The sequence below is a fragment of the Paenibacillus sp. V4I5 genome (assembly GCF_030817255.1).
Taxonomy (GTDB): Bacteria; Bacillota; Bacilli; order Paenibacillales; family NBRC-103111; genus Paenibacillus_E.
The window spans coordinates 138,817-156,338 of record NZ_JAUSZB010000001.1 but is presented as its reverse complement, the minus strand read 5'-3'; the positions used below and the strand labels follow the sequence as shown (position 1 = coordinate 156,338).

Annotated in this window: 19 protein-coding genes; 3 read left to right on the top strand and 16 right to left on the bottom strand. The window is 41.7% G+C overall.

Annotation, left to right across the window (positions count from 1 at the left end):
- The first annotated feature begins 14 nt into the window (after positions 1–14).
- Positions 15–212 (top strand): hypothetical protein, encoded by a 198-nt coding sequence (locus tag QFZ78_RS00785; RefSeq protein WP_307544524.1) that lies wholly within the window; start codon positions 15–17, stop codon positions 210–212.
- Between the two features lie 107 nt (positions 213–319).
- On the opposite strand, the gene QFZ78_RS00780 is transcribed toward QFZ78_RS00785, so the two are convergent.
- The 10 genes from QFZ78_RS00780 to QFZ78_RS00735 all read right to left on the bottom strand — a co-directional run bounded on the left by QFZ78_RS00780 (position 320) and on the right by QFZ78_RS00735 (position 8,325).
- Positions 320–823 (bottom strand): shikimate kinase, encoded by a 504-nt coding sequence (locus tag QFZ78_RS00780; RefSeq protein ID WP_307544522.1) that lies wholly within the window; start codon positions 821–823, stop codon positions 320–322.
- A gap of 147 nt (positions 824–970) precedes the next feature.
- Positions 971–1,426 (bottom strand): DUF6843 domain-containing protein, encoded by a 456-nt coding sequence (locus QFZ78_RS00775; protein WP_307544521.1) that lies wholly within the window; start codon positions 1,424–1,426, stop codon positions 971–973.
- A gap of 108 nt (positions 1,427–1,534) precedes the next feature.
- Positions 1,535–1,861, bottom strand: coding sequence for a hypothetical protein (locus QFZ78_RS00770; protein ID WP_307544519.1), 327 nt, complete (start codon positions 1,859–1,861; stop codon positions 1,535–1,537).
- Positions 1,862–1,905: 44 nt separating this feature from the next.
- Positions 1,906–2,172 carry a hypothetical protein gene (locus tag QFZ78_RS00765; RefSeq protein ID WP_307544518.1) on the bottom strand — a complete coding sequence of 89 codons (267 nt, stop codon included), beginning with the start codon at positions 2,170–2,172 and terminating at the stop codon, positions 1,906–1,908.
- 191 nt (positions 2,173–2,363) lie between these two features.
- Positions 2,364–2,840 carry a GNAT family N-acetyltransferase gene (locus QFZ78_RS00760; RefSeq protein WP_307544516.1) on the bottom strand — a complete coding sequence of 159 codons (477 nt, stop codon included), beginning with the start codon at positions 2,838–2,840 and terminating at the stop codon, positions 2,364–2,366.
- A 916-nt stretch (positions 2,841–3,756) separates the two neighbouring features.
- A complete protein-coding gene (locus QFZ78_RS00755) occupies positions 3,757–4,464 on the bottom strand; it encodes an ABC transporter ATP-binding protein (protein ID WP_307544514.1) in 708 nt (235 codons plus the stop codon).
- The gene (locus tag QFZ78_RS00750) at positions 4,457–5,245 is read right to left on the bottom strand and encodes an ABC transporter ATP-binding protein (protein ID WP_307544512.1); all 789 of its coding nucleotides are present in this window, start codon (positions 5,243–5,245) and stop codon (positions 4,457–4,459) included. Before QFZ78_RS00750 ends, QFZ78_RS00755 begins: the two co-directional genes overlap by 8 nt.
- The gene (locus QFZ78_RS00745; RefSeq protein WP_307544510.1) at positions 5,235–6,182 is read right to left on the bottom strand and encodes a branched-chain amino acid ABC transporter permease; all 948 of its coding nucleotides are present in this window, start codon (positions 6,180–6,182) and stop codon (positions 5,235–5,237) included. The genes QFZ78_RS00750 and QFZ78_RS00745 overlap by 11 nt, the downstream gene beginning before the upstream one ends.
- Positions 6,183–6,195: 13 nt before the next feature.
- The gene (locus QFZ78_RS00740) at positions 6,196–7,071 is read right to left on the bottom strand and encodes a branched-chain amino acid ABC transporter permease (RefSeq protein WP_307544508.1); all 876 of its coding nucleotides are present in this window, start codon (positions 7,069–7,071) and stop codon (positions 6,196–6,198) included.
- A gap of 66 nt (positions 7,072–7,137) precedes the next feature.
- Positions 7,138–8,325, bottom strand: coding sequence for an ABC transporter substrate-binding protein (locus tag QFZ78_RS00735; protein ID WP_307544506.1), 1,188 nt, complete (start codon positions 8,323–8,325; stop codon positions 7,138–7,140).
- Between the two features lie 517 nt (positions 8,326–8,842).
- Between QFZ78_RS00735 and QFZ78_RS00730 the strand changes: the two genes are divergently transcribed.
- Entirely contained in the window at positions 8,843–9,385 is a 543-nt protein-coding gene (locus tag QFZ78_RS00730; protein WP_307544504.1) for a hypothetical protein, read from the top strand.
- A 404-nt stretch (positions 9,386–9,789) separates the two neighbouring features.
- Here QFZ78_RS00730 and QFZ78_RS00725 read toward each other — a convergent pair whose 3' ends face one another.
- Positions 9,790–10,779 (bottom strand): phosphotransferase enzyme family protein, encoded by a 990-nt coding sequence (locus QFZ78_RS00725; RefSeq protein WP_307544502.1) that lies wholly within the window; start codon positions 10,777–10,779, stop codon positions 9,790–9,792.
- A gap of 408 nt (positions 10,780–11,187) precedes the next feature.
- Between QFZ78_RS00725 and QFZ78_RS00720 the strand changes: the two genes are divergently transcribed.
- Positions 11,188–12,048 (top strand): AraC family transcriptional regulator, encoded by an 861-nt coding sequence (locus tag QFZ78_RS00720; RefSeq protein WP_307544500.1) that lies wholly within the window; start codon positions 11,188–11,190, stop codon positions 12,046–12,048.
- 290 nt (positions 12,049–12,338) lie between these two features.
- Here the strand turns inward: QFZ78_RS00720 and QFZ78_RS00715 are convergent, their stop codons facing one another.
- From QFZ78_RS00715 to QFZ78_RS00695, 5 genes are all read right to left on the bottom strand, one after another.
- Positions 12,339–12,869 carry a DinB family protein gene (locus tag QFZ78_RS00715; protein ID WP_307544498.1) on the bottom strand — a complete coding sequence of 177 codons (531 nt, stop codon included), beginning with the start codon at positions 12,867–12,869 and terminating at the stop codon, positions 12,339–12,341.
- A 229-nt stretch (positions 12,870–13,098) separates the two neighbouring features.
- Complete coding sequence (locus QFZ78_RS00710; protein ID WP_307544495.1) at positions 13,099–14,022, bottom strand: phosphotransferase family protein; 924 nt, start codon at positions 14,020–14,022, stop codon at positions 13,099–13,101.
- A 204-nt stretch (positions 14,023–14,226) separates the two neighbouring features.
- Positions 14,227–15,426 carry a polysaccharide deacetylase family protein gene (locus QFZ78_RS00705; RefSeq protein WP_307544493.1) on the bottom strand — a complete coding sequence of 400 codons (1,200 nt, stop codon included), beginning with the start codon at positions 15,424–15,426 and terminating at the stop codon, positions 14,227–14,229.
- A gap of 205 nt (positions 15,427–15,631) precedes the next feature.
- Positions 15,632–16,591 carry a P1 family peptidase gene (locus tag QFZ78_RS00700; protein ID WP_307544491.1) on the bottom strand — a complete coding sequence of 320 codons (960 nt, stop codon included), beginning with the start codon at positions 16,589–16,591 and terminating at the stop codon, positions 15,632–15,634.
- Positions 16,592–16,956: 365 nt separating this feature from the next.
- Positions 16,957–17,403, bottom strand: coding sequence for a hypothetical protein (locus QFZ78_RS00695; protein ID WP_307544490.1), 447 nt, complete (start codon positions 17,401–17,403; stop codon positions 16,957–16,959).
- Between the last annotated feature and the right edge of the window lie 119 nt (positions 17,404–17,522).

Below are 17,522 nucleotides of genomic sequence, written 5' to 3'. Positions count from 1 at the left end.
AAAGGGAGATTACAATGCCAAAACAACGTCAACTAAAAGAACCTTCAGACTTTGAACGAATGCGTGTATTTCAACAGCCAATCTCGATCTTTTTACAAGGTGAACTTATAGGTGAGAATGTAATAATTCAAACTCATGATGAAGAAATTGTATTAAGCACCATGGGAGAAAGGTTCGTTAAGGCAAATTGTCAATTTCTTAGTAAAAGATAATTCCATTACATTACTCATAGTCATAGAATAGAGTTATCTGAAGCAAACTGACCTCATTCAACTATAGTTTCCGTTAGTTGAACGATCTACTTCACTATGTATAGTAATCAGCAATGACCTTCTTGTATTTTCTCTATAATTTCAAGAACACATTGTTCTATATTCTTATTTGAGCAATCAACAGTTTTATCACTATACTTCATGTATAGAGGAACTCTTTCCTCGTAAACGTCCTTAAGACTATTTCCTTTCTTTATTACAATGCCTCTGGTTGTAATGTTAATTAGTCTCCTTTTAATTTCTTCATATGGGACATGTAAATAAATAATCTGTCCACCGTGTTTAAGGACATTCATAGCTTTTTCTGAATATACAACACTTCCACCTGTAGATATAATGCAATTTTTTAGTTGCAACTCAGACACAATTTTTTCTTCGACTTGCATAAATTTTTCAATACCATCATTATCAATTATATCTTGTAACAGCTTACCTTCATGCTGTTGTATAACAATATCTACATCCACGTAATCCATTCCTAAAGCTTTCGCAAGCAACACACCTAAAGTGCTTTTACCAGCTCCAGACATACCTATAAGAACTATATTCATACTGTTCCTCACTTTTGTTAATTGGTATTAGTTTCGTTAAACCATTCGGTATTTTCCATAAAAATCCTCCAAGGGAAACGTTCATTAGCTCAATGAAAACAGGGAGCATATCACCCGTGAACTGCTCCTTGTTTTGTTCAACTATAGCTATCTGTTAGCTTCTTTTAGCTTTTCAGCTTCAATTTCCCATTGTTCTTTGTCGCCTAGAAAAAAACTAGCGACCGTTGGGAAGTCTTCTCTACGTCCGTCTGCATAACTCGTACTATGGCTTTTGGTGTTTACAGCATGTATGGTTTCCTCATGATGGTCCGTTTCCGTAAGATTTCCGTCGCTACCAAGGTAGAATACTCTCAAGGTTCCTTCTTTCATCGGGGAAGATGTTTTTAGCTTTCCGCTAGCCGGAATGTGGTAAACATAGGTTCCGTTCTCTTTCTCCAGCGGAGGAGAATCCGCTTGGTCAAACGTTACCTCAACCCAGCCGGTATAACCCGTCTGAACGATGTATTTGTGTTGTTCAGGCACTGTATACCCACCGATTATAACTAATAAAATGACAAAAATAATGGTGGAAAAAGCAAGAGAAAAAGCAAGAAATATTTTCATCTTCTTAACCTCTCTATACCCCGACTTAGTTGTACCTATTTCCCACTTTAGCTAGAAATGATGTTATTCAGCTATCGTTCCTCGTTAGCGCTATAGTTCTGCGTTAGCTCAATGAGGGACGAGAGTGCTTCCAGAAAGGGAAAAGCATAAAGGTTTACCTTTATCCTTTGGTGTCCATCCCTGTTTCATCGCCTCGATAATGATAGTAGCCACATCCGATGGCTTTATGACCTTCATATTCAGTGACTTTACATTCGGGAACTCAATCCAATATTCGTTAATGTCTGATTCTACACTGACTCTAATCAACTGCCCATTGAAATCGTCGTGTTGCACAGTTAAAACAAGAGACCCTTTGCCTGAAGGAGAGACAACCCATCTATAAGCCTCTTGCCCGATCGTTATCTTTCTTGATCCTCTATTACTAATAGTCATCAGTTCAACTCCAAAATGACTTCACATACCCGTTATTCCAGTGTTTAATTATCACTTTCATGTTCACCCTTAAAATGAAAGTGCTCATGGTAAATACCGTCCATACCTACCAACTTACCGTTTTTTTTATGAAAATAAGCAAAATTATGGTTCAAAGGCAGTTTAAGCAAATCATAATTCATGTCTTTTGGTAACCCTTGAATTACTTCTATTGCCTTTTCACGAGTCGCGAAGAAAGCAATTGGGAAAAAGTTTGGAAAACGTCTAGCATCTTCTGAAACAAATATCCCCCACATAACTTCTTGATCCAAGGCTTCACTCCGTTCTTGATTGTCCATTTTTACCATATTGTAGCACATAATATTGCATTAAACTGTCCATTACTTAAGAAAAGGCAACCAAACCACTTGGGCTGGCTGCCTTTTCTTGTTATTGAACTCTCGTTCCCCGTTAATTAAACATAAACTATTAAATATAATGAAAAATAAATGGTTTCCCTATTTTAATTGTCTGTTCCAATGGATTGCTTATAAACATTTTTACGGGTAATTTGCATGAAAAGTTCAGGTTTATCTATCTGTTCAAAACCATATTTAGCATATAAAGAATGGGCATCGTTGGTGGCTAACATCATTCTTCGAACCCCTTTAAGTTGAGAGTGATTCGTAATAACATCGATTAACCATTTGGATAATCCTAAACCACGATAATTTGGAAGGACAAACACATCACAAAGGTATGCAAATGTCGCTAAGTCAGTAATGATTCTTGCAAAGCCCACTTGTTTACAGGTTCCTTCTACGTCCTCTTTATAAATCCCAAAACATAATGGAGAATTTTCTATCGATTTTTCTACTACTTCTCTTGGCACCCCTTTTGCCCAATACGATTCTTGATTAAGAAAATTAAATATCGTTTCTATATCTAAGTCTTCTTTCACTGTGGAAATCGTAAAAGCCTTCTCTCTCCATATTGTCATTATCTCTTCCCCCACGTTTTACTTTTTTTATCAACTAATTTATTTATATAACCATTTACTTTAGTTTTCAATCTCTTTTGTCACTATCCTGCCCGTTACCTGAACAGGCCGCCAATAGTGTTGGCAGCCTGTTGTCATGGTACTATCGTTCTCCGTTAGTTCAATGTACTTCAATTTCCTGTACTTAGAGAATGCTGAGATTAATCACATGCAAGTTCGATAAAACTAACTTCCCTTAAGAATTTCCTCAATGACCTTAGAAAAAGCGAGTTCCGCAGTGCCGCCCTTACCCCTAATTATACCTCCGTGAGCTTCATGTACATGAACTACATAACCATGACCCAATTCTTTGCACTCTAAAGTAAAAGTAAAGCCGTTGTCTGACAACCAATACATTAAGTCGGATAAACTAGGAAGCCACGTCCCTTCGTTATAAACAGACGAAGGTGCCAGTAAATCTCCTTGTGGTAAGATTCGACCTCCTATTATCCATTCTTCATTATTATATTTGTAGAAATCGAACGGTGCTTTCTTACCTCGAGGTCATCAATATTTGTAGCAAGATTATAGTAACTTTCAGCTCTAAAAAAGAAACCTTCTTATGGGGCTATGGCACCCAAATGTACTGATGAACATAAGCAGTTGATGTTCACCACTTTCAGAATCATAATCCATAAATATCCTATATTCCATAAAGTATTTGGTTCTTTTTATTCTTTTGGTGATCATCACATGTGCTTTTGCAATCTAAGATTCATTAATCTAGTATCGAGAAAAACAAAAACGGTCCTATCGCGAAAGAGATGCAAATACAACCGTTTTTTTAGAGTAAGAAAAACGCCAAGCCGACACGTTCGAAGGCTTGGCGTATATTTTCGTTAAAATGTTGGCAGGACCCGTCTAGAGCTGCCGCTCTTTAATGACCGCCAAGATAAGCCTGCTTCACTTGGTCACTGGCCTGCAACTCAGCAGCCGTTCCCGAGATCACGACTTTTCCGGTTTCAATCACATAAGCGCGATGAGCAATGGATAGTGCCATATTCGCATTTTGTTCGACCAGCAATACTGTCGTGCCGGTGCGGTTGATTTCTACAATAATTTCAAAAATGGTTTTAACCAACAATGGCGCAAGGCCCATGGATGGTTCATCCAGCAAAAGCAGTTTAGGGCGTGCCATTAGCGCCCGACCCATGGCTAGCATTTGCTGCTCGCCGCCGGATAGCGTACCTGACAACTGTTTACGACGCTCCAGAAGTCTAGGGAACAACCGATACACGTTCTCCATATCTTCGCGAATGCCGCGTTTATCTGTTCGCAAATAAGCCCCGAGCTCCAGGTTTTCTTCAACGGACATGTTAGCAAATACGCGGCGGCCTTCCGGTACATGGGAGATCCCCGCTTTTACTATCTCTTGTGCAGGCTTGCCCGCAATAGATCCGCCCATGTACTGGATATCACCTTGCTTAGGTTTAATGAGACCGGACAATGACTTCAGAAGTGTGCTTTTGCCTGCACCATTGGCACCAATTAAGGTGACAATCTCGCCTTGATTCACTTCCAAAGAGACCCCCTTCAGGGCTTGAATGTTGCCGTAATATACATTGAGTTCATCAACTTTAAGCATCGCCGCTCTTCACCTCCTCGCCTAGGTATGCCTCAATGACCTTGGGATGGTTGCGGATTTCATCAGGCGTTCCTTGTGCGATGAGCTGTCCATGATCGAGCACATAAATCCGTTCACAGATGCCCATTACTAATTTCATATCGTGTTCAATCAACAGGACGGTTAACTGAAATTCCTGGCGGATAAACGCAATAAGCTCCATCAGTTGATGTGTCTCTTGCGGGTTCATCCCGGCTGCCGGTTCATCCAGAAGGAGCAACTTCGGGCCTGCGGCTAATGCGCGAGCTATTTCCAATCGTCTTTGCTGGCCATAGGGCAGATTTTTGGCGATTTCATCTTTATAGGACTCTAACTGAAAGATCCGGAGAAATTGTAATGCTTTCTCTTCGATTTCCTTCTCTCCGGCAAAATGTGAAGGAAGGCGCAAAATAGAGCTCATCATCGAATGCTTAGACAAAGAGTGATAAGCGACTTTGACGTTATCGAGTACGGACAATTCATTAAAGAGACGAATATTCTGGAAGGTCCGACTAATCCCGCTTCGTGTAATTTGATAAGGTGCGAGTCCATTCAACCTCTTGCCATCGAACAGAATATCGCCCTCCGTTGGCACATATACACCCGTCAGCAGGTTAAAACTAGTCGTTTTTCCCGCTCCATTGGGGCCAATCAGACCAATGAGTTCTCCTTGATGAATTTCCATATTAAATCCAGATACCGCTTTTAATCCACCGAACTGAATGCCGGCATCTTTTACTCGCAGCAAAGGTTTATTTGCCATGCAAACGTCCTCCTTTGCCAAACGACCATTTGCCTAAGTAAGAAGTGATTTCTTTAGTTCCCATCAAACCTGTTGGTCGATACAGCATGACAACAATCAGTATGACACTGTAAATGACCATCCGAGTTTCCGGATAGCTCTGCAGAAAGGTTGAAACGATCGTCATCAATATCGCGGCAAGCACCGCGCCGGATAAGCTTCCCAATCCGCCAAGTACAACGAAAATCAAAATATCGAAGGACTTCAAAAAGCCAAAGTTCGTCGGCTGAATGATATAGAAATTATGCGAGTATAAACCGCCGGCAATACCTGCAAAAAACGCCCCAATTGCAAAAGCGACAACTTTATAATACGTCGTGTTAATCCCCATCGCATCCGCGGCGATTTCATTTTCCCGGATCGAAATACAAGCTCGGCCATGAGTGGAATTCGTAAAGTTCATAATGACAAGTAAGGTAATGAACAGACAAAGGAAGGCATATGTCCAATTGGTCAAATGTGCAACCTGCATCCCAGCTGCCCCGCCCACATATTCAATATTTACGAACACAATGCGGATGATCTCCCCAAAACCGAGTGTAGCAATTGCTAGGTAGTCACCTTTTAGTCGCAAGCTCGGAATGCCAATCAGCAAGCCTGCTGCTGCTGCAATTACGCCTCCAATAACTAAAGCAACCGAAAAAGGAAGATGCAGCTTCGTACAAATTGCGGCCACATAAGCACCTACGGCCAAAAAGCCTGCATGACCAATAGAGAATTGACCTGTAATCCCGATGACCAGATGTAAGCTGACGGCGAGAATAATATTAATCACAATAAAGATTAACGCATTCGAATAAAAAGCATTCAATATGCCTGTGCTTATGAGTAACTGAACAAGGCCATATACAATAATGGAAACAATAAGGAATAACCAAAATCCGTTAGTTTTTTTCATCCTCGTCCGTCACCTACACTTTCTCGCGAGTATTTTTACCCAAAATGCCTGACGGCTTGAAGATGAGAATTAAAATCAAAATAATGAATGCAGCAGCATCCCGCCAGTTGGAGTAGCCCAGCGCACTAACCAACGTTTCAACCAAGCCCAGGACAAGTCCACCGATCGCAGCTCCCGGGATAATACCAATACCGCCTAACACAGCCGCAACGAATGCTTTCAAGCCTGGAATCACGCCCATGAGCGGCTCGATCTTCGTATAGTAGATTCCGAAAATAACCCCTGCCGCACCTGCTAGAGCAGAACCAATGGCAAAGGTAGCCGAGATCGTCCGATCCACATTAATGCCCATCAAGCGAGCGGCTTCCGCATCGTGGGATACAGCCCTCATCGCTTTTCCGATTTTCGTACGGCGAACGATGAATTGCAGAATAATCATTAAGAACACTGATACGCAGAGAATGAAGATTGAAGCGCTGCTGATCGTTGCTCCCAGAAATTTATAGCTTTGATTCGGCAATACTTGCGGAAACGCTTCTGGCTGAGCACCACGCAAATAGATAGTTCCGTATTCAATCAGAAGGGAAACCCCGATCGCTGTAATCAGCGCTGCTATTCGGCTCGCGTTGCGCAAGCGCTTGTATGCAATTCTCTCAATAACGACACCAAGAAGCGCGCAGATAACCATAGCGATGATCAGAGCCGGGAAGAAGCCTAAACCAGCGTACTTAATAGCATAGAAGCCGATAAACGCGCCAACCATGAACACATCACCATGCGCAAAGTTAATGAGGCGAATAATACCGTAGACCATCGTATAGCCTAATGCGATAAGCGCGTAGATACTGCCAAGTGAGATCCCGTTAATAATCTGCTGTATCCAATCCATAATTTTCAATCCCCTTCTGAAAATGAAAAGGGTGAGGGAGATTCCCCCACCCATACTAAACGCGTATTAAGGATTAACTTTTGTTTCGAACTGTTGCTTACCATCTTTATACTTTAATACTGTTGCAGTTTTAATCGGGTTATGCTGGTTGTCAAATGTAATTTTTCCGGAAACTAAAGCCAAATCTTTTGTTTGCGCCATTGCATCCTTAATTTTCGCTCCATCAGTCGAGCCGGCACGTTTGATACCGTCTGCGATCAGGTAAACTGAGTCATAGCCAAGTGCGTTAAAAGCGTCCGGGGATTTGTTCTCGTATTTGCCTTTAAATGCTGTAACAAAGTTTTGAATCGTTTTGTCCGGATCTTCGGAAGAGTAATGATTCGTAATAAATGTATTGTTCAGAGCCGCAGCGCCTGCCAGTTCAACCAGCTTCGGAGAATCCCAACCGTCTCCGCCCATGAATGGAACCGTGATCCCCATCTCCCGTGCTTGCTTGATGATCAAACCAACTTCTTCGTAGTAGCCTGGAATAAAGACAAACTCTGGATTCGCTGCTTTGATACGAGTCAATGTCGCGCGGAAGTCTGTATCTTTCGCTACATAAGATTCTTGAGCGACTACAGTACCTCCAGTTTTTGAGAAAGTATCTTTAAAGGAAGCTGCAAGTCCTTTCGCGTAATCACTCGCGTTGTCTGCAAAGATTGCCGCCTTCTTCACGTTCAAGTTTTTAGCTGCAAAGTTCGCAGCAACGTTACCTTGGAAAGGGTCAATAAAGCAAGTACGGAAGATATAATCATTGACTTTGCCGCTCGTTCCCACAGTTACGTTCGGGCTTGTGCCAGAAGGTGTCAGCAATACCGTTTTGTTATCAGTAGCGATTTGAACCTGTGCTACCGTGTCTCCGCTTGTTGCTGCGCCAATAATCGCGGCCACTTTATCTTGGCTGGTTAATTTAATAGCTGCATTAGTTGCTTCGGCTGCCTCTGACTTGTTGTCAGCTTTAATAATTTCGATTTTCTTACCATTGATTCCGCCATTTTTATTAATTTCTTCTGCGCCGAGCTCGATACCTTGTGCAATTGATTGTCCGTAAGAAGCAACAGCCCCTGAAAGCTCCAAGTTAGCTCCAATTTTGATAACATCACCTGAGCTTCCGGACCCACTTCCTACTGCACCGCAACCAGTCAGCAGTCCCGCAAACAACGATGCACTTATAACCGAATACGAAACTTTTCCCAAAATATTCTTCTTCATGTTATTCCCCCATTGTAGATTTTTTAAGGATAAATAAACAGAATTGACTTACCCAGCATGTTCAACTTGCAAATCAATTAACCGATTGTCAATTATACTATAACAAAGTTCACAAGTTGTCTATAAATTCGTTAAAATTTTAGACAATATATAAGCAAGTTGTAACTTGTAAAACGTCAGCAATGCAAAACACCCCTTAACTTATTTGATAAGTTAAGGAGTGTTTTGCATACATGCTCTATTATTTTGATTGTAATCTAGTTAAATCACATTTTAAGTTAACTCTAGCATAATAAAGTGGTCCTAGACATGCTATCGGATATATCATGGTGACCCGTATCATTAATAGTGAACGATAATAAATAGCTGTTCAACCACGCTCTACTGCCCGTTAGCGTAACGCCGTAAGAGATTAATTATTGCCATGACCGAGGGGAACGAGACGACATTAGGATCGTAACCTAAGGGGGAAATATGGTATGGTGGTGATGAGATAACTTTGGCTGGAGGGTTGCCATTGAAACGACTTACGGGTATTTCACGGCTTGTAGCCATGATAAGCGCTTTGGCTGTCATGATTATGATTGCAGCTATCATTTGGTATCATCGTGCCGACCCGTTGATTGATAACGGTTTGACCGTATATACGGAACCGGTCGGCAATTATAAGGTTTATACCATTGAGGTTGTCAATAGGAGCGAATCGGATATCGACATTCAAAGCGTGACTGTCAATGGCGAGAAGATGCCGAATCGCGTTCAACTTGGCATTACCTATGATTCCGGCCGCCTTGTGCAATTTTTGGGGGATCAGACAGACCCAGCGACTAAACTTATGGATTTTCATGACGCATCTATCCTATCGCAATTATCCGATCAAGAGATTCGAACCATTCTTGCAAATAAAGTGAACTCGAATAAGCAGACACCTATCCATTACGGAGTCGTCGTTCGGTACGACGAAGAGCCCCTTCAAGAAGTCACGATTCGGTATACCTACCTAGGTTTTACCAAAGTAAAACGAGTTACCAAATGGTTCGACTTTGGTGAAACTCCATAATGCCATAAAGTGATGAAACATTGCGGTCTGATGTTCACTGAAAATTAAGTATTAGACTGGATGGCCATTTAACAAGACATAATTCGAACTATCCTGCCCATCATGAAGATCGCCTACCATCTTTTAACTCGCAACGAAGATTACCGAGATTTAGGTGCTGATTATTTTGAAAAACGTCAGCAAGATCTCATCGTCAAACAATCCGTTCGTAGACTAGAGAATCTTGGCTTTACAGTAACAATCGCTGTTCCCGACGCCTCATAATACCTCGCTCATAATAAAACATGAGACGCAGCATTTTGAAAAAAAACATCATAGCTGCGCCTAGTTTCGTATTGCCATTTTTAGTGCTCTGTTATGTGAGATTTTCAGGGTAGTTCAATAATATCTGCAATTTCAGGTGTTCAAAACTCGTCGATCAACGATATTCCTTTTGTAATCCGCATGCGACTATCTTGCAAAAAATCGCGTGTCCAATCGTCTGGTTGACTTAAATCCCAGCTCCGGTGCATACCGACGAATACGATAATTTCTCGTAATCTAAGAAAGAGCCCAAGCTGTTCCTTCCAGCCGTCAGGCATTTGACGGCCATCCTCTGTATAACCTTGCTCGAAATGTTTAATGAAAAGTTCGTACTGTAACTTCCGTTCCGACTTCGAATCTTCCCCGAATACATACAGCAAGTAATAGAGCTGGATGGCAATGTCTTCGGTATACCAACTGTACTGGCATTCGTCGAAGTCGAAGAGCGTCATTTCCCCTGATTCATCAACCGTGAAATTTCCTACATTGATATCCCCGTGAATTAAACCGAAATTATCAGCAGTTACAGGCAGGCTAGCCAAATGTGATTTAAGTTCATCAAGGGCAAGAAGAATTGGTTGCTGCTCTGACGGTATATAATTTCCGGCCCGTAAGAGGTATTCATTATTCTCCCACGTATGTCTTTTGGCCCTAGGTTTGTACTCCTTAGCAAGATCATGGAGACGGCCGGTCATGCGTCCGCATTGTTCATAAAGTATGGAATTACCTAGGCATTCTGGGTATCCAATTTTACGACCGGGTCCGTGTCTGAAGGAGGTCACGTAGAAATCAATCATATTTCCTTGGATTCGTTCGAAGTCCTTTCCATCAACCGAATATACCGAATCTGAGACCGACAAACCATTCTCAGAAAGATAACGAATCCATTCTATTTCAGCTGCAAGTCCGTCCCAAGTGCGAAGAGTGCTCGGGGTAAAACGGAGAATATATTTCAATTCATCGCGATTATAGGAATAAATAAAGTTCTGAAAGCCTCCAATGAAAGTCAACTCCTTTGAGCTGACGCCAAACCGCGCAGCGCCTTCTACGGTATGTTCGTCCAGAAACATTGATTTTATTTTTGGGTCCATGAGTTCTCCTTGGTATTTGAGTCGTGATTGAACAATCGAATGAACTTTTCCCAAACTCCGGCTGTTACCTCAATTTAATAAAATGAATGCCTGGTGACATGTGAAAGCCTCACTTTCGGGAAATCTTTATTTCATAACAATCATACTAATCCAACTTTTTACAGTCAACGAAAATTGATTGAGTAATTACGTTAACCTGCCCGTCCTTCAATAAACAAAAAAGGAGCTGCCGCGAAGCAAGCCCCTCAACTATAGTTTTGCGTTAGCTGAACATCTAGGCAGACTACAGTTGAGTAACCAACAATAGAGGATTTATTAATATAATCTCGAACATGATCTTTCGGTGCATGGATTGCAAGGTTTCAATTTTCTTTATCTCCTATAATTAATCTTGAAAGGATGGTCTGTATGGATTGGCTGGATCGCATGAACAGCGCAATGGAATATGTAGAAACACACCTGTCTGAAGCAATTCATTACGACCAAGTGGCTAGAATTGCCTGTTGCTCAACCTACCATTTTCAGCGGATGTTTTCGTTCATAGCCAGTGTGCCGCTTTCAGAGTATATTAGGCGCAGACGGCTGACTCTTGCCGCATTTGAACTGCAAAAAAGTGGTGTAAAGGTCATCGATATCGCTTTGAAGTATGGTTACGAATCGCCAGAGGCATTTTCTAGAGCGTTCAAAAAAATGCACGGTGTGATGCCAAAGTCAGCGCGCGACAAAGGCGTGGCACTAAAGGCCTATCCTCGGTTATCCTTTCATATTTCGATTCGAGGAGATGTGGAGATGAATTACAAAATCGAGGACAAACAAGCTTTTGAAATGTTCGGCGTATCGACTGTGGTCAGTGTCGATGGGTTTATTGAAATACCCGCTTTTTGGACTAAGTGTGTTTCCGACGGAACCGTTGATCGAATTCGTACTGCAGCGGAATTGGGTGAAAATGGTCAGATTCATGGGATAAAATACAACAAAGGCAAGAATTATTCCTACATGATCGGTTATTTTTTACCTCAGAGTGGCCTGCAGGGAGGGTTTGAAAAGCTTCATATCTCACCTCAAACCTACGCAATTTTCTCAACCGGCATCAACCCAGACGGACAGAGTGGTATTCTTGAATTGTGGAAGCGTATTTGGGGGGAATGGTTTCCGACCTGTAATTACGAACTCGCAAATGCCCCCGAGTTTGAAATGGTTTACGATAGGGGAAACAACATGTATGAAACGGAAATTTGGATCCCTATCGTTAAGAAACTTGGATCTTAGAACACTGAGAGCAACACGAGTGCATACCACTACGTGTTGCTTTCCTCATTCGCTTTGAACTATTCTGCCCTTTAGTTGAATGGTAAAAAAGAGACCCACAGCAACGAGGGCTGAGGGTCTGAGTATATATATTTAAAAGGGGGTCGTGTTTTATTATAGGCTTGATTCATTAATGCCACATGAATATAAGATTTCAATTTGTTACAATAGCTTAATGATCTTTGGATAATACTTAAAATATAAATGTTCCACATTAACCAATAGATCATTTAGATCATTTATAAGCAAAACTACCACTGTAAATATCCCTTCCTTATTTTGGCGATGTATGTGATTTGTCCTGTGTGACCGGGCAAATGTCTAAATTGATGCAGAATCATTTCGAGGACAGTAGCTTGGTTGTCTACTCCGCTATTTGTTAGAGGTGGCAAATTCAAATAAGGTTGATCAAGTAACATTTCAGGTTTAGCTTTTACCTTCTCCAGAACCTCAATAATACGGTCAAAAGACTTAGCAATAAGCTCCAAAGCAAGCTCTTTTGATAGATGGAGACCACGATCAAATTCCTTATCTCTGTCTCTAGTATCTGGAACATTAAAGAATACGGTTTCAATTCGCTGATGAACAGTTCCCCAAATGTGTGCCACTAAATTGGCAATGCTGTTACTCTCAGGTGTGGGTGCCCATACAATATCTTCGTCTGATAATTGTTCAATTACTTGCAGAGTCCCTTTCTTTTCTGATTTATATTTCTTCAAGAGAAAATCAATCAGTAACGATGTGCTGTCCATTAAACTCATGTCCCTTTGAATAGTTTGCATATTAATTGCCCCCAATAAATGGAATTATTCCATTTTCATTTCTCTACGGCTTAGCCCTTTCCTTTATTTGCAAAAATTAATCTGCCCGTTAGCGTAATGAAGGCCACCGATCAAACCGGCAGCCTCGTCCAGGGTGTTCATTCAACTATCGTTTCCGTTAGCTGAACAATTTATATCTATCTTATAAACCTTGACTCTTCTGGGGTAATGACTGACGAAAAAGTCTACATCACTCCAATCGAGCGGGAGTTGCCGTTACAGCAGCACACTCATTTAAAAATCGATTGTCCCTGACGATTTTTCTTACTTTCTTCATCGTATCCGCGTGTTTGGGCACTCCAGCGATTCGGTCGAGCAGCAACCACCTCAGGCAGGCAAGCGCTTCAAAGATCTCCAACTCCCCTGCTGCTACGGGCATTTCCTCTTGATATTTGTACAAAAACGTAAGGCTTTTGCTCTCGCTCAAATAGATACGCAGAAGCAGACAAGCCCATGACAGATCATACCTAGGATCCCCCAGTTGCCCGTTCGTCCAGTCGATCACCGTGTATTGTCCATTCTTTTCTAGAATATTACCTAAATTGAAATCGCCGTGAATAATCCGGTCCATTTTCATATCCGCGGAACCGACGAGACGGATCAGTTCCTCCTTCATCGCCGGAAACGCTTCGATCCCCGGGAAAAAATATTCAACAAAATCATACTTAGCTAACGCCCTACCCTCCAATCCATCCGGAGGCAGCCGGTGAATGTCGGCTAAAACAGCGGCAATTCTCTTAAAAATGCTCGGACTCACCTTCGTTACTGTAGTTCCGTGATAACGGGTCAGCAGCACAGCGTCCCCAGTTTCGGTTCGACCATAGCCGATCGGCTCGGATACGCGGATTCCCTGACGATGAACAGCTTCCAAAAGGCGATATTGGCGCATGACGTCAGGTTTCGAGCGTTTGTTCCACACCTTCAGTACAAAATGCATTTCCCCATGCGTGATCTTAACCACATTCGCCTCAAGCCCCGGCGAAAGCGGGCTAAGCGTCAGTTCAGCCCCCGAAGTAAACAAGTTGTTCAAAATTGGGGTTGTTTCATGCCAATCAATATCCGCCAATGAGTCAATCATTGTATTTCCCGCTACCTTACCTTCAAATTGTTTCATATCTCACCTCTGGTGATTATTTCTTCCAGAGAATTCAACATTTTGCTGCGTTATCCTGCCAGTTACTTCAACAAGACAAAAAGGAGCTCCGGATTGCAAGCTCCTTTACAATCGATCAAGTTACTTCTAAATTTACTTGACTGTATATCAAGGTCATAAGAATAAAGAGAAGGATTTGCTGTGACAGCGAATTCTTCTCTTTATTTATTTTGGACCCGGTCCCGGTCTTATAGAATCCCAAACTTCCAGGCTGTCGAACAAGGGAAGCAGCCTTGAACGTTGGTCGTGAAGTGCTATGCCATCTATATGCCTCCGGTCCATCATGACGCTGTCCGTTTTAAAAGCTAGGTATGGAACCGGACCCACGGAACACATGATGTGAAAGCCCTCCTCCACAAGGAATTGGTATTTGCTATCTTTAGACAGCACACTGCTACCGAATGGATAAATGTATATAGAGGTGGCACCTATCAGCGGCTCCACTTCTTGCTTCCAGCGCAGCGTATCCTGCTTGAATCGATTCAAGGTTATTTTGGCTGTATCCAAATGCCCGTAACCATGCGAGGCGAACGACCAACCAGTCTCCTTCAAGCGCTTAATAACAGGAAGCACACCTTCCTTAGCGTTCATATAATTAGGAGAGTCTAGTTGATCAGTGCGGTACCCCAGAATGCCTTCATATCCAGTTAGGGCAATAACGCCCTTAGCTCCCTGCCAAGAAAAATCGGGATGAGCATGAACAAAATCATCCAATATAGGGACAATTTCATTATTTCGAGCCGTAATTGATTTCCCTTGAGGCGTTATGAAATAAGCCGCAACCTCTCCAAGTTCATCCAAGACTAGTCGAGAGGCATTGCCATTCTCGCGCATATAGGTGTAATAATTGAGGTCGTCAATAGAGAGAACGAGGGGTTTTTTATCAACGGGCAGCCATAACTCTTTGGGCTTTACAACGCCTTCTTTTTCCGTATATAACGAACCAATGTCAATGAGTACATACTGATTGCGGTATAACGAATCTAGGATTTTGTTGAATTCCTTCACCGTGACGAACCAGTCATCATAGCCTTGCGCCATAGAATCTCCATCAAAGGCCAGCTCTGGAAATGCGATCAAAGGGTGAAAAAAGATGTGTTCAATCTGTCCTTTGAAAAGGACTAATGGTTTCTCGACAGGTACCGGTTGAGGAGTAGTGGGTGAAGCCGCTGCTATTTCTAAGGTTGGCATAGGAGCAGAAACAGGAACAAGATCTATGAAGGCAGATGCTTGCGGTGATTCAGTAGAACTTAGATCTTGCAGCGGAGTAAGTACATGACGACTTCCAATCTCAATAGATATAAATAAAACTATAAGAATCCCCACAAGCAACCCGCTTAAAATCAAAACGTATTTCGTTTTCAAAAGAATCCCTCCTTATGCATCCACCTTCAAAAAGACGTAGCAAAGCAAGGTTCTGTTCAACAATAGCACTCCTTATTTTGGAGTAAATCTGCCCGTTAACGTAATGAGGCTGCCGATCTTGCCGGCAGCCTCATCGTTTTAACGCATGCAACTAACGTTTTCCGTTAGTTCAACAACAGACTGGCACAAGGGTCGGAAGTTTACACTAATTATTTATTTCAAAACTACTTAATACTGCATCCCACGCCAACTCTGATGCAATTAATCCAATATGACCAGCATTAAGTTCTGGGTTATCTACTTCATTGGTTGAAGCCATAAATAAAACGTCACCATCGTCAATTGTGTGAAAAGGATATATTGCTCTTGCCATAGAAGTATGTATTTGTTTGGACAATTGGCGCAAAGAAACTGGAGGCAACTTCTGATTGGTTACGACTACTGTCAATGTAGTATTTCCAAGCTTCTTAACAGAGTCATCCATTAGATGATCTAGGTTAATATAGCGTGAATTTGTTTGGATATCATAATAACCTCTTACAATCGAACCATCTCTTCCTACGATGGCTCCCATCGAATTGACAACTGTGTACACTACAATTTTCGTCGGACCGATTTGCCGAAAAGCTGCACCCTGGCCTCCCGTTTCCCACTGGTTATATCCTTTTCCAACCTTTGCAGAACGTCCTGCACCAGTTGCACCCATAGGAAACTTGTTTATTTGTGCACTTAGAAAGGCAACTTTTCCAAGTTGCTTATCTGGGTAGATGGCGTTATCTCTTCCGACGAAGTCATAGATGGTTGCTGCCGCCACTCTGGGCATAGAACTTGTTGAGTAACCGCTCTGGGCCAATAATTCAGAAGTAACTCCAGTCACAGCTTCTAATCCGTGAACGGAACCACCAGTTAAACAAATTGCGTCAAGAATTCGCTCGCCTGCAGAAAAATTGTGATTGTCGGTAGTGAATGTGGAAGGGGAACCTCCTCTAACATCAACTGCTGCTCTAACTGTTTCTGGAAAGTACAAAACGGTACATCCAGTTGGACCTTCTTTATATTCAGCGACGCCCACCTTTATCTCAGGAAAATCATATTCCAAAATAACTTTGTTAGTCTTTGTATCTGGTTCAAGCGATAGACTATCATTCGATTTGCCGGCATGCATTAGAGATTCACCTCCTAATCGTTGTATAATATTGACACTCACAATAACGAACATGCGCTCCCATGTCAATCCATTAGAAATGTGTTTCTACGCTAATCTTGCAGATAGCACAGCAGGCCACCGAGTATATTACTGGCAGACTGCTTGATCTTTTTTCATTTTTATTCATCATAGCTTTTTCTTACAACTAAATGTGATACTGTTTCCACTTTTTCTAGAAGAAAATCCAGTATACCTTCGTGTGTAAAGTTGTGGGTGGAGAATTAGCTACTTCTGATGAAATGAGCGATTGCAGGTGGGTTCCAAAGGAAAATGTTCTGGATTTGATTACTTTACCTGCCATCCGTATGCGTTATGAAGCTTATCTATTCCTGATCAAGCTCCAAATTCATATCACCTAATTCCTCATAAAAATAGCAAACCCCATTACTACATCCATATGTGATTTTATTACCAAAATCATGATAAAAAACAACTTCTTCAAAATCACTAGGTATCGTCATTTTAACTTCATTTATCAAGGCTTCAGCTGCCCTTTCCGTTTCCTTATCTCCCTTACCGTTATAACCAATTGCTGTTCCGCTAGGTCCTTCGTAAATCGTAAAAATCCATGAATTCTGATTGTTATCTTTGACTAGGATCACATATGTATAAGCATTGGAAGCATTATCTGTTTTATATACAGGTTCTGCAAATAAAGTAATTAATGATCCCCTAAACTTTGCACTTTCTTTCCCATATTCAACTCCTGGATATGTAAAGAATGAACCGCCTAATAAATTTTGATCATTAAGTGCTAAATATTTATACATGCTATTCCTCCATTTAATTGACCTCTTTAAACCTTTAACACTTCTATGTAATTCCAAACTATCCTGCCCGTTACTTTAATACACAAAGAAGAGCTGCCGCGAAGCCAGCCCCTTCAATG

Excerpts from the sequence above, each read along its gene's own strand:
- QFZ78_RS00785 (WP_307544524.1), top strand. The coding sequence starts at position 15 with ATGCCAAAACAACGTCAACTAAAAGAACCTTCAGACTTTGAACGAATG.
- QFZ78_RS00780 (WP_307544522.1), bottom strand. The coding sequence starts at position 823 with ATGAATATAGTTCTTATAGGTATGTCTGGAGCTGGTAAAAGCACTTTA.
- QFZ78_RS00775 (WP_307544521.1), bottom strand. The coding sequence starts at position 1,426 with ATGAAAATATTTCTTGCTTTTTCTCTTGCTTTTTCCACCATTATTTTT.
- QFZ78_RS00770 (WP_307544519.1), bottom strand. The coding sequence starts at position 1,861 with ATGACTATTAGTAATAGAGGATCAAGAAAGATAACGATCGGGCAAGAG.
- QFZ78_RS00760 (WP_307544516.1), bottom strand. The coding sequence starts at position 2,840 with ATGACAATATGGAGAGAGAAGGCTTTTACGATTTCCACAGTGAAAGAA.
- QFZ78_RS00755 (WP_307544514.1), bottom strand. The coding sequence starts at position 4,464 with ATGCTTAAAGTTGATGAACTCAATGTATATTACGGCAACATTCAAGCC.
- QFZ78_RS00750 (WP_307544512.1), bottom strand. The coding sequence starts at position 5,245 with ATGGCAAATAAACCTTTGCTGCGAGTAAAAGATGCCGGCATTCAGTTC.
- QFZ78_RS00745 (WP_307544510.1), bottom strand. The coding sequence starts at position 6,182 with ATGAAAAAAACTAACGGATTTTGGTTATTCCTTATTGTTTCCATTATT.
- QFZ78_RS00740 (WP_307544508.1), bottom strand. The coding sequence starts at position 7,071 with ATGGATTGGATACAGCAGATTATTAACGGGATCTCACTTGGCAGTATC.
- QFZ78_RS00735 (WP_307544506.1), bottom strand. The coding sequence starts at position 8,325 with ATGAAGAAGAATATTTTGGGAAAAGTTTCGTATTCGGTTATAAGTGCA.
- QFZ78_RS00725 (WP_307544502.1), bottom strand. The coding sequence starts at position 10,779 with ATGGACCCAAAAATAAAATCAATGTTTCTGGACGAACATACCGTAGAA.
- QFZ78_RS00720 (WP_307544500.1), top strand. The coding sequence starts at position 11,188 with ATGGATTGGCTGGATCGCATGAACAGCGCAATGGAATATGTAGAAACA.
- QFZ78_RS00715 (WP_307544498.1), bottom strand. The coding sequence starts at position 12,869 with ATGCAAACTATTCAAAGGGACATGAGTTTAATGGACAGCACATCGTTA.
- QFZ78_RS00710 (WP_307544495.1), bottom strand. The coding sequence starts at position 14,022 with ATGAAACAATTTGAAGGTAAGGTAGCGGGAAATACAATGATTGACTCA.
- QFZ78_RS00700 (WP_307544491.1), bottom strand. The coding sequence starts at position 16,591 with ATGCATGCCGGCAAATCGAATGATAGTCTATCGCTTGAACCAGATACA.
- QFZ78_RS00695 (WP_307544490.1), bottom strand. The coding sequence starts at position 17,403 with ATGTATAAATATTTAGCACTTAATGATCAAAATTTATTAGGCGGTTCA.